The sequence below is a fragment of the Bradyrhizobium guangzhouense genome (genome assembly GCF_004114955.1).
Taxonomy (GTDB): Bacteria; Pseudomonadota; Alphaproteobacteria; order Rhizobiales; family Xanthobacteraceae; genus Bradyrhizobium; species Bradyrhizobium guangzhouense.
The window spans coordinates 6,683,986-6,699,453 of sequence record NZ_CP030053.1 but is presented as its reverse complement, the minus strand read 5'-3'; the positions used below and the strand labels follow the sequence as shown (position 1 = coordinate 6,699,453).

The following is a 15,468-nucleotide window of genomic DNA, read 5'->3' as shown; positions in this document are numbered from 1 at the left end:
CATTGCGAGGAGCGAAGCGACGAAGCAATCCAGTCTGTTTCCGCGGAGATATTCCTGGATTGCTTCGCTTCGCTCGCAATGACGGTTGTGGTTACGTTATCATTTCAAAACTTCTCGACCCAGGGCCGCAGCTCGAGCTCCCAGCTCCAGGCGCTGCGCGGCTGCTGCAGCACGTTCCAGTAGCTCTCCGCGATCGCATCGGGGTCGAGCATCGAATCCGGCCTATCCGCTGCTTCCGTGCGCGCCGCGCTGCGGATACCGCCGTCGATCACGAAATGCGCGACATGAATGCCTTGCGGAGACAATTCGCGCGCCATGCTCTGTGCGAGGCCGCGCAGCGCGAACTTGCCCATCGCGAACGGAGCCGACTGCGCGTACCCCTTGACGCTGGCCGAGGCGCCGGTGAACAGGATCGCGCCGTGCTGGTTCGGCAGCATGCGTTTGGCGGCCTGCTGCGCGACCAGGAAGCCGCCATAGGCGCTGACGGCGATGGCGTTGGCGACGTCGGCAGGGACGAGGTCGACGAACGGCCCGCGCGAGCGGCCGCTGGCGTTGTAGACGACGAGGTCGGGCGTGCCGATCTCGCGTTCGACGAGACCAAACAGGCGCTCGACCTCCTCAGGCTCGATGGCATTGCAGGCATAGGCCTTGGCGCCGGTCTGGCTGCAGAGCGCACCCAGCTTCTCGATCTTGCGCGCGGCCAGCGCGACGCGAATGCCCTGCGCGGAGAGCAGCCGCGCCAGCGAGGCGCTCAGGCCTTCGCCGGCGCCGACAATGAGCGCGATCTTGTATTTCGGATGTTCCATGATGTGATCTCTCGGGGACGGGATAGCGTTGATCTATGCATGGCCATCGCGGACAACCAGCGGGGCCGATCACAATTCCGCAGAGCGAATTGCTCCTTCACGGCGATCATGCCTCCCTGACAATTTGCGGCTTTATCGCCTCTCGCGACGGGAGCATGATCGACATCATCTCAAGCGGCAAGCGATAAGAATCGCCGCCGGGCGGAAACCAAGAGGACGGCCATGCACACGCCGGTCGCAGCGCAGCCAAACGATATCGCGGCCGAGCAACCCGGCCTGCTGGCGCCCGATACGTCGGGCATGAATTTCTACCGCGCCGACCAGGCGCTGACGGACCTCCTGCGCATCCATCTGCCGGAGGCGCTTTTCCGTCACATCGAGCCGCATCTCGACCGCCTCGGCGAACTCGCCGGCGGCCGGCTCGACGAATGTGCGCGGCTCGCCGACCGGCACACACCGGTGTTGCACCAGCGCGACAAATTCGGCCGCGACGTGCAGTGGATCGAATATCATCCGGCCTATCGCGAGTTGGAGAATGCCGCCTTCGGCGAGTTCGGCATCCATGCGCTCTCGATCGCCACGGGCATCATGGGCTGGCCGGACAAATATCCTGTGGTTGCCAAGCACGCTTTCACGTTTCTGTTCAACCAGACCGAATTCGGCATGGGCTGCCCGATCAACGTCACCGACGGCTGCGCAAAACTGCTGGCCAATTTCGGCAGCGAAGCATTGAAGGCAAAGTATCTCGACGGCCTGACCTCGACCGACATGAGCAAGCTGACGCAAGGCGGCCAGTTCATGACCGAGAAGGAAGGCGGCTCGGACGTCGGCACACTGACGACGCGCGCGGTGCAGGAAGGCGATCATTGGCGCCTCTACGGCGAAAAATGGTTTTGCTCGAACGCCGACGCGAAGGTCGTGATGCTGCTGGCGCGCCCCGAGGGCGCCGGCCCCGGCACGCGGGGCGTCGGCTTGTTCCTGATGCCGCGCTTCCTCGATGACGGTTCGCAGAATCACTACCGGATCGTCCGCCTGAAGGACAAGCTCGGCACCCGCTCGATGGCTTCGGGCGAGATCAAGCTCGAAGGAGCGATCGCCTACGCCGTCGGCAAGCTCGATCGCGGCTTCGTGCAGATGGCCGAGATGGTGAACTCCTCGCGGCTCTCCAACGGCGTCAAATCCACCGCGCTGATGCGCCGCGCCTGTCATGACGCGATGATCGTGGCGAAGAACCGTGTCGTGTTCGGCCGCCGGATCATCGATCTTCCGCTCGGCCGCCGCCAGATGTTGAAGATCATGCTGCCGGTCGAGCAGGCACTGTCGATGAGCTTCCTCACCGCCGATGCGCTCGACCGCGCCGAGGCCGGCAGCCAGGATGCGGCGGCGCTGCTCCGCATCCTGACGCCGACGTTGAAGTTCCGCGCCACGCGCGATGCACGAAAGGTCTGCGGCGATGCGCTCGAGATGCGCGGCGGCATCGGCTATATCGAGGAGTTCGCGACGCCCCGACTGCTGCGCGACGCGCATCTCGGCTCGGTCTGGGAGGGCACCGGCAACATCGTCGCCATCGATGCGCTCCGGCGCGCGGTCGGCCGCCACGGCGCCGAAGCTGCGCTTGCGGCTGATCTGCATGCGCGTCTCGATGACAGTGCCTCGGTGCCGCAAGCCTGGCGCGATCATCTGCGCGGCCTCGTCGATCGCGCGGTCGGCTTCGCGCGGGAGGTCGCGGGCAAGTCCGAGAACGAGGCCGATGCGCGCCGCGCCACCAGCCTGCTCTATCATGTCGCCAGTGCGGTGACGCTCGCCTGGGAGGCGCATCGCATCCACGACATGCGCGGCGATGCGCGCCGGTTGCTGTTGTCGCGGCTGGTGATCGATCACCGGGTGTCGCCGAGCGATCCGTTCCGGCTGACGGAAAATGTCGTGCAGGCGAGGATCGGATCGCTCCTGCTCGGCGACAGTTCAGCCGGCATGAGCGAGGTTGGCGAACTCGTTCTGTCAGCGTAGGCTGCGCGCCACCAACCAAGAAAAGCGACAGGGAGTGCTCGATGAAGGCCGCCGTCCTCTATGAAGTCAACAAGCCTCTGGTCATTGAGGATGTCAGCCTGCCGAAGCCGGGGCCGCGCGAGGTCCTGATCCGCACCGCTGTCGCCGGGCTTTGTCATTCCGATTTGCACTTCATGGAAGGCCTGTATCCGCATCCGCTGCCCGCGGTGCTCGGACATGAGTCCGCCGGCATCGTCGAGCAGGTCGGCTCTGATGTCACTTATGTGAAGCCCGGCGACCACGTCGTCACCTGCTTGTCCGTGTTCTGCGGCACTTGCGACAATTGCACCACCGGCCGCACCGTGCTCTGCACCGACACCACGGTGAAGATGCTGCCCGGCGTTTCAGACCGGATGCAGTGGTCGAAGCCGGAGAAGCTGCACCAGTTCCTCAATCTTTCGTCCTTCGCCGAGCAGATGCTGGTGCATGAAAACGCCATCGTCAAAATCAGGAAGGAGATGCCGCTCGATCTCGCCGCGCTGATCGGCTGCGGCGTCATCACCGGCTATGGCGCGGTGGTGAACACCGCGAAGGTCACGGCCGGCGAGACCGTGGCGGTGATCGGCTGCGGCGGCGTCGGCATGGCAGCGATCAACGGCGCGCAGATCGCCGGCGCCGGCCGCATCATCGCCATCGATACCAATCCGGCAAAACTTCAGCTCGCGACCAAGCTGGGCGCGACCGACATCATCAACCCGGCCGACGGCGATGTGGTGAAGCAGGTGCGCGATCTCACCAATGGCGGCGTGCATCATTCCTTCGAGGTGCTCGGCCGCAAGGAGACCGCCGAGCAGGCCTTCGCCATGCTGGCCTCCGGCGGCACCGCCACCATCGTCGGCATGATCCCGTTCGGCCAGAAGATCGAGCTGCACGGCTTCGACTTCCTGAGGGAGCGCCGGATCCAGGGCTCCTCGATGGGCTCGAACCATTTCCGCGTCGACATGCCGCGCCTGGTCGATTTCTACCTGCGCGGCCGGCTGCACCTGGAGGACTGGATCTCGGCCAAGCTGAAGCTCTCCGAGATCAACGAGGGCTTTGCCAACATGAAGGCCGGCAAGACGCTGCGCAGCGTGATCGTGTTTGACAACTAGTTGCCACGATGACGGTGTCATCGCCCGGCTCGACCGGGCGATCCAGTACGCCGCGGCGATAGCTGTGTGACCCAATTTCCGTCGCGGCATACTGGATGCCCCGCCTTCGCGGGGCATGACAGCGGAGTGCGGGGAGGGGTTACCTTACATCACCGCGACACATGCGCCGACACCGCCAGCCACGTCCCGTTCTTCTTCGCCCAGCAATCGGTATATCGCCCGGTCGCCTGCTGGCCGTCCGCCGTGGTGTAGCTCGTCGCCGCATGGATGATGGCGAAGTCGCCCATGATGCGGACGATGACGTCGAATGCGTGCAGGTTCCGGATCGCGATCGGCCGCGCGGTTTGCTCCAGGAAGGCGGCACGGTCGACCAGCGTCTTATCAGGGTTGGAGCAGTAAAACTCCGGCGCCAGGATCTCGTCGAAGCGCTTGACGTCGCAGTTCTGCACGGAAGCGACATAGGTGCGGTTGAGTGCGGTGAGCTGTTCGAGGTCCCGGCTCATGGTGCTCTCCTCAGGCGACGTCAATCATCAAACATCTTCGGCGGCACGAACCCGCCGAACTCGCGTTCGATCAGCTCGGCCAGCTTGAGCGGCGTGCGGTCCTCCAGCCAGGGGCCGACGATCTGGACGCCGACCGGAAGCCCATCAGGCGCAAAGCCGGTCGGGATCGCAGTCGAGGGCAGGCCGGGCAGCGTGGCGATGCCGGGCCAGGCGAGCTGGTCGGTATAGACGTGCTCCTTGCCGTCGATCCTGATCCGGCGCTGCTCCTGGTCCTCCGAGTGATCGTGGGGATACGCCGGTGTCGGCATGATAGGACAGATCACTGCATCGAAGGATTTGAACAGCTCGTGCCATTGCGCGCGCAGCCGTGTCCGGCCGCCGCGCGCTATCAGCCAGTCACGATGGCTGAGCGCGATGCCGCGCAGGCGTTCGGCCTGCAGGCTATCGTTGCCGGCCGGCAATGTGGCTGCCGTTGCAACTGCGCCCGCGTAGACTTCGGGCGTGAAGCTGGCGGCGAGGAACGACAGCAGCGTGCGCATATAGAGGCGCGAGGACGCGGCGAAATCCGGCAGCAGCGGACTGTTGCGCTCGATCTTGACGCCGGCCTTGGCAAGATTGTCGGCGAGCGTATTGATGCTCCCGCGCACGGTGGCGTCGGTCGGCAGAACCGCATCGGTATCGACCACGAGGACGCGGAAATCCTTCAGCGTGCCGTGACGTGCCGCAGGCAGCTCGAGCCTGTAGGCCTTGCCGTTGTCGAGCGGGTCCGGGCCGGCCATGACGTCGAGCAACAAGGATAGATCGCCGGCGCTCCGCGCCATCGGGCCGATCACTGCGAGATCACGCTCATAAGCCAGCGGCGGCGCCGGCGGCGGCGTATGGCCGCGCGAGGGCAACAGATCGAAGCTCGGCTTGTGCGCGTAGACACCGCAGTGAAAGGCCGGCACGCGCAGCGAGCCGCCGATATCCGAACCGAGTGAAAGCGGGCCATAGCCGGCGGCGAGCGCCGCAGACGAGCCGCCGGAGGAGCCGCCCGGCGTGCGGCCGAGGTCATAGGGGTTGTTGGTGGTGCCGTAGATGTCGTTGTAGCTCTGCCAGTCCGCGAGCGCGAGCGGCACGTTGGTCTTGCCGAGCACGATGGTGCCAGCCTCCTTCACCCGCGTGACCGGCAGCGAATCTTCCTTGGCGATGAAATCCTTCTGCGCCGGATTGCCCCAGGTCGTGGGCAGGCCGGCAATGTTGTAGGATTCCTTCACCGTCATCGGCAGGCCGAGCAGCGGCTTGCGCTCGCCGCGGGTCAGCGCCGCGTCGGCCGCGCGTGCCTGATCGAGCGCACGGTCGAAATCCCGGACGCAGATCGCGTTGACCTTGCCGTCGTGACGTTCGATGCGACCGATTGCATCCTGCGTGAGCTCGACGGCGGAGACCTTCCTCGCCCTCAATGCGGCCGACAGCTCGAGCGCGCTCTTGAAACTCCATTCCGATTTCGCCACGACATGCTCCTGCGCTTCATTGGTTGCGATGATGCGCAGTTTTAACCGATGCCGCAACCGCCGTTTGATCGCGGTTGATCTGTCCTGACGCTGTCCCGATGCTGTCTTGGGCGCTATCCGGGGAGCATTCGCTGCATCACGCGGTCGCGATAGAAGAAGATGTGCGCCAGCGCGGCCGCGATGTGAACAACGATGGTGACGAGGAGCGCCCATTCCATCGCCTGGTGCAGGCCGTCGATGGTCCGGCCCGCCGCGGCGTTGTCGGACGCCAGCATCGGTAGCGGCACGAGATAGAAGAATGACAAGGTCCAGCCGCGGAAGGAGGCAAACAGCCAGCCCGAAATCGTCGTCGCCAGCACCAGCGCGTAGAGGAGCCAGTGCACGACCTCGGAGCTCAGGCGCTGCCAGGCGGGAAGAGAACTTTCGGGCGCGACCGGATGAGTGAGCCGCCAGACAAGGCGGAGAGCGGTCAGCACCAGGATCGTGATCCCGATCGACACATGGAACGTCATGCCGGCACCTGGGGTCATACCGCGATGGAGATCGGGCATCAGCCAGCCGATCGGATATTGCACGGCAAGCAGCGCGACGATGCACCAATGGAAGATTTTGGCCGGAGTGCCGTATTGGAGGTGGCGCATCATGGAGGAGACCTGAGGTTGGTGCAGCGCCGGTCAGGGCTGGAAGCTCCGAGCTGCGGCATGAGTGAACGGATTGATCGGCCCGCTGCTCATCCGCGTGGAGCCGTCCGGCTTTTGCCCCGGCACGGGAAAGGCGTAGCCGATGATGGTCTTGACCACGAGCCGGTCGGACGCCGGTGTCAACCCGTAGCCGACGCCAAAGTTCACATCGAACACACCGGCTTTGAAGTCGGTGACGGCAAACAGCGTGTGCTGCTGGTCGGAGAGCTTGTCGAAATTTCCGATCTGGCCGAGATCGCTGTAGTACTCGAATCCCGCGAACAAATCGTCGCCGAACTTCCGCGCAATGCGAGCGGCCGGAGTGAAATGCTGTTCCGCGAATTTCCCGAAATGGACGTCGACGATCGGATTGACGATGAATTCGTAGTCGCTGTTCCGCACGCCGATGATGGGGCGAATCTCCATCGAGAAACGGGATTGGGAGAAAGGCGGCGTCTCGTTGCTGAATTCGAAGTTCACACCGTAGAAGAAATTGCGCTGCTCGGCGTGCGGCGAAACGAACAGCGTTCTCAGCTTGAAGGCGTCCGAATAAAAGCGCTCGTCCTGAACGGAGAACGGCAGATAGAGCCCGACCTCCCACCAATCGGTCACGCCGTAGGCGAATTCCGGGGTGCCGTTGAGGCTGTGGTTGGAGGCGAGGCCGCCGGGAAACGGCGGATCCTTCTGTCCAAGCGCGACATAGTTGAGGTGTTGCTGGATGGTGAATTGGCCGATTTCGGCGATGCCGGCATTGTAGACCTGAATCTCGTCGGTGGCATGGGCGTTCGACGCAAGCAGGACCATTGCGCCGGTCAGGTTCGCGACCGCAATGTATGAGCGTATCAGCTTCAACGCCATCGCCTATGCCGCCCCGATCAATATTCCCACCGCCAGCACGATCGCGCCGCCGAGCACGATCTGGAACACGGCCTGAAGGAACGGCGTATCCATGTAGCGGGCACGGATGAAGGCGATCGCCCACAATTCGAAGAACACGACGATGCCGGCGATACCGGTCGCGATCCAGAATGCGTTGGCCCAGTGGTCGGGCACGAGATAGGGCGCGGTGTGGCCGAGCCCGCCGAGCGTCGTCATCGCGCCGCAGGTGATACCGCGCAGCCAGGGGGATCCGCGCCCTGTGAGCGAGCCGTCGTCGGACAGCGCTTCGGCAAAGCCCATGCTGATGCCGGCACCGATCGAGGCGGCAAGGCCGACCAGGAACGTCTGCCAGTTCTGGTGCGTGGCGAAGGCCGCGGCGAACAACGGCGCCAGTGTCGAGACCGAGCCGTCCATCAGGCCGGCGAGGCCCGGCTGCACATATTGCAGCACGAACATACGGCGGTTGGTGCGGTCTTCTTCCGCGCGCACGTCGGAGCTCAGGATCTGGTCTGTCAGTTTGGCAGCGGTCTCTTCGTGGCCTTTCTCGGCTTCCGCGAGATCGCCGAGCAGGCGGCGCACGCCGACATCCTGGGCTTGTTCGGCAGCCTTCACGTAAAAGCGCTCGGCCTGCAATTCCATGGTCTCGACCTCCCTGCGGATGGTGTCGAGCGGCAGGTTCTTGGTAAGCCAGACCGGGCGGCGCTTCAGGAATCCCTTGACGTCCTCGCGGCGGATCGGGGGCAGATGCTGGCCGAAGCGCTGCTCGTACATTTCCAGCAGCATGTGGCGATGGCTGCGCTCCTCCTCGGCCATCTGCTCGAAGAGCTTGGCCGAATCCGGATAGCGCTCCTTGAGATCTTCGGCGAAAGTCATGTAGATGCGGCTGTCCTCCTCTTCGGAGGAAATCGCGACCGCCAGCACTTCACGCTCGGTCAAATCGGCAAAATTCTTCACTGACGGTGCCTGATGTAGTTTAGAAACGTTCTAAATCGATATAGGCTGCAATTCGTTCAGGGTCAATTCACGCGAGCCGCGCGAAGGCTTGCATCCCAAGGGCCGTCACAACGACGCGTGGGTGCATGGAACCAGGTCCCGAAGTACAGGTTCGAAGCTTTGAATGTGGGTGGACGGGTGAAATGATGGACAAGGTCAAATTTCGTCTGAATGATCCGCGGCTGGCGCCGCGCCGGACCAAGCTCGAGATTCCCGGATGGGCCGGCAAGCGCGAACCACGCGCTGACGGTTCGCGTGAGCAGGTCTGGCACTGCGTGCCCTTTTCCGAGGGCGCGCAATACGGCATCGAGCTGTTCTATCCCTATGATTTCGAGCTTCACGTCACGACCAGGGACGGCCACCTGGTGCTCGAGGCCGATTGGGGTGAGCCGCCTGAAGGCGGCGCGGAATGGCCGCCGTTTCGCAAGTTTGGTGACGCCTTCTACACCTATCAGATCCTGCTCGATCTCAAGGTCGCAAAAGGCATGGCTGTTCGCACCGAGCCGCATCCGCGATTCTATGCCGATCCGACTGACACCGTGCCGATTGCCGTCCCTGCGTTGATCCGCAATTGGTGGCCCATGATGTTCTTTTGCGTCTTCAAGGCGCCGGCCGAGGGCCGAACCCACATCTTCAGGCCCAACGAGCCTTTCGCTCAGATCATCGTCATCCCCGAGGAAGCGAATTTCGAGCTCGAGCCCATGGGCGAGGAGGAAGCAGCCGAGCGCGAGCTGCAGGCCCGCCGGATCTACGCCAATCGGCCCAAACTGGCGGCCGGCACCGAGTGGACGTCGTCATCCGATACGGTATTCGATGGCACTTACCGGCACCTGCACCGCGCGGCGAAGGACAAGGCTCGAAACGGATAATCGTTTCCGGTCCTGCTGCGGACCTGCCGAGCTTTCCCGGTTTCCCGTCACCAAAAGCAAACAGGACCCGCAGGTCCTGTTCGTCCATTCCCGGCCCGCTGCGACCTCAGTAGTCGCGGCGATAGAAGCTGTGATGATGGTGGTGGTGGTGATGATGGTGATGGTACCGCCGATAGCGCGGGACCACCACGACCGGCGCATCGTAATAGCGACGACGATAGAAGCTGTGATGGTGATGGTGGTGATGATGATGGTGATAGAAAAACTGAGCGAGCTGAACATTTTCGCTCGTTTTTGGCGGAGCCGATTCATCGATGGCTTGCAGCAACGCGCTCGCGTTCGCAATCGGCTCGAGCAGGTCGGCGTATGAGTTCGCCTGCAGGGCGTCTGTCGGCGCCGGCGCAGCCTGTGCGGCACCGAGCGTTCCGAGCGTCGCCACCGCTCCCAATAGTCCAGCGATCTTCTTGTCCATTGTCGTCTCCATGGTCGCCGGACGCAGCTCCGGTATCCCGCAACGTCAGACATTGCCGAATGTTCCCTGAACTGCAGATTAATGCCTTGTGGCGGGAGGGTGGCGTTGGTCAGTTCGCGGAGGCTGCTGCGGCGCGGCGGAGAAATTGCAGCAGCAATCGGCTGACCTCGGCCGGCTGCTCCTGTTGCACCCAGTGGCCGGCGCCGTCGACGAGATGGCAGCCGAGCATTTTGGTGCACCCGCCGGCTTGCATCGCTTCGAACACGCCGGGGCGCTGATATGTGCCCCAATCCTGCTGGCCCGAGATGAAGCAGGAGGGCACGTCGATGCTGCGGCCGGCAAACAGGCACATCTCGCTATTGAGCATCCCCGACGTACCGTAGCGATACCATTGCAGCCCGCCCTGGAATCCGGTGCGGCTATATTCGGCGCCGTAAAAAGCGAGGTCGCTGTCCGGCAGCCATTGGTTGGAAGCGATCGCGGCGCGCGATGGCATCTCCTTTGCGACCGTCTCAGGCATGGTCTCGTGAAGGTCCATCACGTAGTAGGTCGGCAGCTTTGCAAGCTCGCTCGCCGACCATGATTTCAGCGGATACGGCTTGTTGTCCGCCCAGTCAGCGCTCTTGTGATGATAATAAGCGCGCAGGAAATCATGCAGGCCTTGCGGTGCGTGCAGCAGGTCGGCATTCGCCGCGCGTGTCGAATAGTACCATTGATAGTGGATGCGCGGTCGCGGCAGCGAAGCGAGCTCGCGATGCACGGGATCTTCGACGGCAGGCTTGGCCGGAGCATCGACCGTGTTGAAAGGTAACGACGGCGCCCCACCGAAGGGCGCGCTCATCAGCGTTACCGAGCGAAACACATCGGGGCGGACCAACGCACACCAGGCAGCTACCGGACTGCCGAAATCGTGCCCGGCGAGATCGACCTGCTTGTAGCCGAACGCAGAGACCAGGGAGAGCGCATCGCGCAGCAGATTGAGGAGCGAGAACGGCGTCAGATCGCCATCGTAGTCTGCGGTCCACCCGGTGGTGCGGCCATAGCCGCGTTGGTCCGGTGCGAGCACATGATAGCCGGCCTCGGCCAGCGTCGGCATCACCTTGCGCCAGGAGAAGGCAAGCTCGGGAAAGCCGTGCAGCAGCAGGATGCAGGGCCGGCCCTTGGTCTCGAAGCCGGCCTCGAGCACATGCATGCGCAGGCCGTTGATGCCGTCGACATAACGCGAGCGGATGCCGGCCGGGAGGGGAATGTCGGGGAGTGTCGTCATCGCTGTCTCCACACGGGTGGAATCGTAGGGTGGGTTAGCCCCGCGGATTGCGCGGCGCGGGGCGTAACCCACCACTTCTGTCTCCGCAGAACCCAAAGAGGCGGGTTATGCTCGGCGTCTCCGCTTCGCGCAGCCGCAGAGCCAACCCACCCTTCGGCATCTCAGCCAAATCACACCGCCGCGCACACGAACGCGCTGCCCTTGCGCTTGATCTTGCCCACCGACGGCGAGGGGAAGTGCGCGGTGCAGCACAGCGTGTCGGTGTCGCAATAACGCTCGAGAAAGCTGCGCCGCGTCGTGGCCGCCTTGGCCGGATCGACATCGAACTTGATCGACAGCTCAGGATAGAGCGTCTGCACGGGCGAGTGCATGAGATCGCCTGAAAACACCGCATCGTCCTTGCCCCGTCCCATTGCGATGGCGACGTGGCCGGGCGTATGGCCCGGCGTCGGCACGATGCGGACATGGTCGCCGATCTGATGATCATTGCCGATCAGCTCGTGCCTGGAGGCCTCGACCACGGGCAGCACGCTGTCGGCGAAGGGCGGTATCTCGGCCTTGGCATTCTCCGCGAACCAGTGGTCGTATTCCTGCTTGGCGAAAAGGTACCGCGCCCTTGGGAAGGTCGGCACCCAGCGGCCGTTCTCCAGCCGCGTGTTCCAGCCGACGTGGTCGACATGCAGATGCGTGCACATCACGAAGTCGATGTCATCGACCGAAACGCCTGCGGCATCGAGCGCGCGCATGTACGTATCGTCGGTCTTCATGTTCCATTTCGGCCGATTGGGCCGCGGCTTGTCGTTGCCGATGCAGCTGTCGATCAAAATCGTGTGGTGCGGCGTCTTCACCACGTAGGACTGGAAGCACAGCATCAGCACGTCCTGATCGTCGAGCGCGCGTGCCTGCCGCATCCATGCCCGGTTCTCGGCCAGGATTTCCGGCGTCAATCCCGGCAACATTTCCAGGGCCGGGACGAACGAGGTCTCCTGCTCGATGATGCGCTGAATGGTGAGATTGCCGACCGCGTATTTCAGGCTCATGAGAACACCCGCTGGTTACGGCATGATCCGGAAAAGTGTGCCGCGGTTTTCCGACAAGATCATGCTCAAACAACAAGCCTAAAGCGAGACGATCATCATCTCGCTTCAGGCGGCCGGCGGCACCGAGATCTTCACCGAGGGACGCTCCAGCATCTTCTGATGGAAGGCGTCGAGCTTCGGATAGGCCTTGCGCCAGCCGCAATCGGCGAAGCGGAAGTCGGCATAGCCGAGCACGCAAACAAGGCCGATCTGCGAAATGTCGAACGGCCCGTTCAGCACCTCGGGCATGTTCTCGAAGCGCGCCATGCCGGTCCAGGCCCGGTTCCAATGGTCGTCCGACCACGCCTGCCATTGCAGCCCCTGCGGCCGCACCATCTTCTCGTAGCGGCACAGCAGCATGGAATCGAGCATGCCGTTGAGCAGCGAATGATTGGTCTTGGCCTTCCAGCGCCGCGGACCATAGTCCGGGATCAGGCTGCCGCCGGCCATCTCGTTGAGATATTCGACGATGACGTAGGAATCCAGAATGACGTCGCCGTCATCGGTGATCAGCACCGGCAGCTTCTTCAGCGGGGTGATCTTCGAATAGTCCTCGTTGACCGTGCCAGGTGCGACGGTCGCCGATGTGAACTCGATCTTGTCGATCAGCCCGAGTTCGATCGCGGCAATGCGCACCTTGCGGGCGAAGGGCGAGGCGGCGGAGAAGGAGAGTTTCATGGGAAATGTCCTCGGCGATGACCGACAATTGGTTTCCGTCATTGCGAGCAAAGCGAAGCAATCCAGTCCGTCTCCGTGGAAATAGTCTGGATTGCTTCGTCGCCAGCGCAAGATTGCTTCGCAATTTTGTCGCGGGCTCCTCGCAATGACGGGGAGAGAGCAAAGCCTTACGCCGCAACGATCTCCTGGCGCTGCTCGCCGAGGCCTTCGATGCCGAGCGTGATGACGTCGCCGACATTGAGGAAGGTCGGCGGCTTCATGCCGAGGCCGACGCCGGGCGGGGTGCCCGTGGTGATGATGTCGCCCGGCAGCAGCGTCATGAACTGCGAGACGTAGGAGACGCACTTGGCCATGGAGAAGATCATGGTCTTGGTCGAGCCGGTCTGGCGGCGCTGACCGTTGACGTCGAGCCACATCGACAGGTTCTGCACGTCGTTGATCTCGTCCTTGGTGGCGAGCCAGGGGCCGAGCGGGCCGAACGTGTCGTGCGACTTGCCCTTGGTCCACTGACCCAGGCGCTCGGTCTGGAAGTTGCGCTCGGAGACGTCGTTGCAGACGCAATAGCCGGCGACGTAGTTCAGCGCATCGGCTTCAGAGACATATTTGGCGCGGGTGCCGATGATGGCGGCGATCTCGACCTCCCAGTCGAGCTTGGTCGAGCCGCGCGGTTTCTCGACGTTGTCGTTCGGGCCTGACAGCGAGGTGTTGGCCTTCATGAAGATGATAGGCTCGGTCGGAATGGCGGCGCCGGTCTCCTTGGCGTGGTCGCTGTAGTTGAGGCCGATCGCGACGAATTTCGAGATGCCGGTGACGGGCGCGCCGAAGCGCGGCTTGCCGGAGACGGCGGGCAGCGAGGCGGGGTCGATGGCAGCGAGCTTCTTCAGGGTATCAGGCGAATAGGCCTCGCCGGTCAGGTCCTTCAGATGCGCCGACAGGTCGCGCAATTGGCCGGATTTGTCGATCAGGCCGGGCTTTTCCGCACCCTTTTCGCCGTAACGAACAAGCTTCATTCTCGTTTCTCCCTTGAGATGGACTGATCGGTTAAACAGCTTCATGGAACAGCGCGGCGGGAAATTCAACCGCCGAAAAGGGGTGCATTGCAGCCCTTACATTGTAGGGTGGCCCCGGATCGTAGGGTGGGTTACGCCCTCGACTGCGCTTCGCGCAGCCGCAGGTCTAACCCACCCTACGATTGCAGCGCCTCGAACCTGAACGCGTCGCCGTCCCGTTTGATGTGCCCGGCCGAGAAGTGCCCGCCGATCACCAGCGTCGGAGTGTCGGCAAAGCGCGAGAATACCTTGTGCCTGGACGCCGCCGATTGAACGATGTCGGTATCGACGACCGAGCACCAGTCCAGATGGGCCATCTGGCAGGGGTGATGAGCGACGTCGCCGCTGAGCAGTGCCTGCTCGCCGCCGGAGTCGATCAGGACGCTCATATGCCCTGGGCTATGGCCCGGGGTCGGGATCACGCTGACCTCCTCGCAGATCCGGTGATCGCTCGGGATCGTTTCGGCCAGGCCTGCATCGACGATAGGCTTCACGGAATCGTTGAACACCGCGACCTTGTCCGGCTCGGCCGTATAGTCACGCCAATAGTCATATTCGGTCTTACCGAACAGGTAGCGCGCATTGGGGAACGTCGGCACCCATTTGCCATCGACCAGCTTCGTATTCCAGCCGACATGATCGACGTGCAGATGCGTGCACAGCACCGTGTCGATGCTCTCGGGCGGAAAGTCCGCTTCCGTCATCATCTCCAGGAACGGCGTATTTCGGCTATTCCAGGCCGGGACGCCGCGGCCCTGCTTGTCGTTGCCAAGGCCGGTGTCGACCACGATGCGGCGCGCCGGCGTCTCCACCACCAGCGAATGGATCGACATTTTCAGCCGGCCCTCCTCGGTGGCGAAATGCGGCATCAGCCAGGGCAGCTTGAGGATTTCATCATTGGTCGCGGCCGGCAGGATGAAGCGGGTCGAGCCGACCGTCTCCATTTCGACGACCTTGGTGATTTTGACCTTGCCCACTGTCCATGGCATGCGGCGCGCCCCCATTTTCTTGCTTTCGCGAAAGATGCGGTCTTCCGCGGGCGAACGCAATGGATCATCTGTCGCGATGTTGCGTTATGTGAGGAACCCATCGAAATCCCAGGGGGAGCCCATGCCAGAGCTTGCGATTTCCGCCGACAAGGTCGCCTTCATCATCGAGAAGGCCCGCGAATTCGACGTCAAGGAGGGGGCCTCCGACCCGGACTCGGGATCGAATCCCTCTGATGATGACGAGATCGACGTGCTCGAAGATAGCTCGTCCGATCCGGTCGCAGCCGAGCTTTCCGGCTTCATTCAGGCGCTGAACGAGGACGAGCAGCTTGACCTCGTCACGCTGATGTGGCTCGGCCGCGGCGATGGCGATGTCGACGAGTGGGACGATCTCCGCGCCCGCGCCATCGAGGCTCGCGCCGAATACAAGGCGCCCCGCCGCGAGGCGGTGCAGTACCTCCTGGGCGAGCCGATGCTGGGCGATCTTCTTGCCGACGGCATGGACGAACTCGGCATCGACTGGAGCGACGAGCGGACGACGCCGGTAGCGTAGCCATCGATGGACGTCAGGTCG

General features: G+C 63.2%; 16 protein-coding genes. 4 read left to right on the top strand and 12 right to left on the bottom strand.

What is annotated here, in order from left to right; translation table 11 throughout:
* Positions 1-104 precede the first annotated feature (104 nt).
* Positions 105-806 (bottom strand): SDR family NAD(P)-dependent oxidoreductase, encoded by a 702-nt coding sequence (locus XH91_RS31945; protein ID WP_128954287.1) that lies wholly within the window; start codon positions 804-806, stop codon positions 105-107.
* Positions 807-1,028: 222 nt separating this feature from the next.
* On the opposite strand from XH91_RS31945, the gene XH91_RS31940 reads away from it, so the two are divergent.
* Both XH91_RS31940 and XH91_RS31935 read left to right on the top strand, forming a co-directional pair.
* Complete coding sequence (locus tag XH91_RS31940; RefSeq protein ID WP_128954286.1) at positions 1,029-2,813, top strand: acyl-CoA dehydrogenase family protein; 1,785 nt, start codon at positions 1,029-1,031, stop codon at positions 2,811-2,813.
* Between the two features lie 41 nt (positions 2,814-2,854).
* Positions 2,855-3,943, top strand: a complete 1,089-nt coding sequence (locus XH91_RS31935) for a Zn-dependent alcohol dehydrogenase (protein WP_128954285.1) — start codon at positions 2,855-2,857, stop codon at positions 3,941-3,943.
* A gap of 149 nt (positions 3,944-4,092) precedes the next feature.
* On the opposite strand, the gene XH91_RS31930 is transcribed toward XH91_RS31935, so the two are convergent.
* The 5 genes from XH91_RS31930 to mbfA form a co-directional block, all read right to left on the bottom strand.
* Entirely contained in the window at positions 4,093-4,446 is a 354-nt protein-coding gene (locus XH91_RS31930) for a nuclear transport factor 2 family protein (protein WP_128954284.1), read from the bottom strand.
* 20 nt (positions 4,447-4,466) lie between these two features.
* Positions 4,467-5,939 (bottom strand): amidase, encoded by a 1,473-nt coding sequence (locus XH91_RS31925; RefSeq protein WP_128954283.1) that lies wholly within the window; start codon positions 5,937-5,939, stop codon positions 4,467-4,469.
* 113 nt (positions 5,940-6,052) lie between these two features.
* The gene (locus XH91_RS31920) at positions 6,053-6,583 is read right to left on the bottom strand and encodes a cytochrome b (protein WP_128954282.1); all 531 of its coding nucleotides are present in this window, start codon (positions 6,581-6,583) and stop codon (positions 6,053-6,055) included.
* A 30-nt stretch (positions 6,584-6,613) separates the two neighbouring features.
* Positions 6,614-7,471, bottom strand: a complete 858-nt coding sequence (locus tag XH91_RS31915) for a hypothetical protein (protein ID WP_245477252.1) — start codon at positions 7,469-7,471, stop codon at positions 6,614-6,616.
* Between the two features lie 9 nt (positions 7,472-7,480).
* The gene (gene mbfA, locus XH91_RS31910) at positions 7,481-8,452 is read right to left on the bottom strand and encodes an iron exporter MbfA (protein WP_128954281.1); all 972 of its coding nucleotides are present in this window, start codon (positions 8,450-8,452) and stop codon (positions 7,481-7,483) included.
* Positions 8,453-8,637: 185 nt separating this feature from the next.
* Here mbfA and XH91_RS31905 point away from each other — a divergent pair, with 185 nt between their 5' ends.
* Positions 8,638-9,360 carry a hypothetical protein gene (locus XH91_RS31905; protein WP_128955061.1) on the top strand — a complete coding sequence of 241 codons (723 nt, stop codon included), beginning with the start codon at positions 8,638-8,640 and terminating at the stop codon, positions 9,358-9,360.
* Between the two features lie 106 nt (positions 9,361-9,466).
* On the opposite strand, the gene XH91_RS31900 is transcribed toward XH91_RS31905, so the two are convergent.
* The 6 genes from XH91_RS31900 to XH91_RS31875 form a co-directional block, all read right to left on the bottom strand.
* Positions 9,467-9,832: a hypothetical protein gene (locus XH91_RS31900; RefSeq protein WP_128954280.1), complete on the bottom strand. Its 366-nt coding sequence runs from the start codon at positions 9,830-9,832 to the stop codon at positions 9,467-9,469.
* 109 nt (positions 9,833-9,941) lie between these two features.
* Complete coding sequence (locus XH91_RS31895) at positions 9,942-11,099, bottom strand: alpha/beta hydrolase (RefSeq protein WP_128954279.1); 1,158 nt, start codon at positions 11,097-11,099, stop codon at positions 9,942-9,944.
* A gap of 170 nt (positions 11,100-11,269) precedes the next feature.
* Positions 11,270-12,139, bottom strand: coding sequence for an MBL fold metallo-hydrolase (locus tag XH91_RS31890; RefSeq protein ID WP_128954278.1), 870 nt, complete (start codon positions 12,137-12,139; stop codon positions 11,270-11,272).
* A 105-nt stretch (positions 12,140-12,244) separates the two neighbouring features.
* On the bottom strand, positions 12,245-12,856 hold the full coding sequence (locus XH91_RS31885; protein WP_128954277.1) for a glutathione S-transferase family protein: 612 nt from the start codon (positions 12,854-12,856) through the stop codon (positions 12,245-12,247).
* Positions 12,857-13,023: 167 nt separating this feature from the next.
* Positions 13,024-13,866 carry a fumarylacetoacetate hydrolase family protein gene (locus tag XH91_RS31880; RefSeq protein WP_128954276.1) on the bottom strand — a complete coding sequence of 281 codons (843 nt, stop codon included), beginning with the start codon at positions 13,864-13,866 and terminating at the stop codon, positions 13,024-13,026.
* 176 nt (positions 13,867-14,042) lie between these two features.
* Positions 14,043-14,894 (bottom strand): MBL fold metallo-hydrolase, encoded by an 852-nt coding sequence (locus XH91_RS31875; RefSeq protein ID WP_164938311.1) that lies wholly within the window; start codon positions 14,892-14,894, stop codon positions 14,043-14,045.
* 121 nt (positions 14,895-15,015) lie between these two features.
* Here XH91_RS31875 and XH91_RS31870 point away from each other — a divergent pair, with 121 nt between their 5' ends.
* A complete protein-coding gene (locus tag XH91_RS31870; RefSeq protein ID WP_164933519.1) occupies positions 15,016-15,447 on the top strand; it encodes a DUF3775 domain-containing protein in 432 nt (143 codons plus the stop codon).
* The last annotated feature ends 21 nt before the right edge of the window (positions 15,448-15,468 follow it).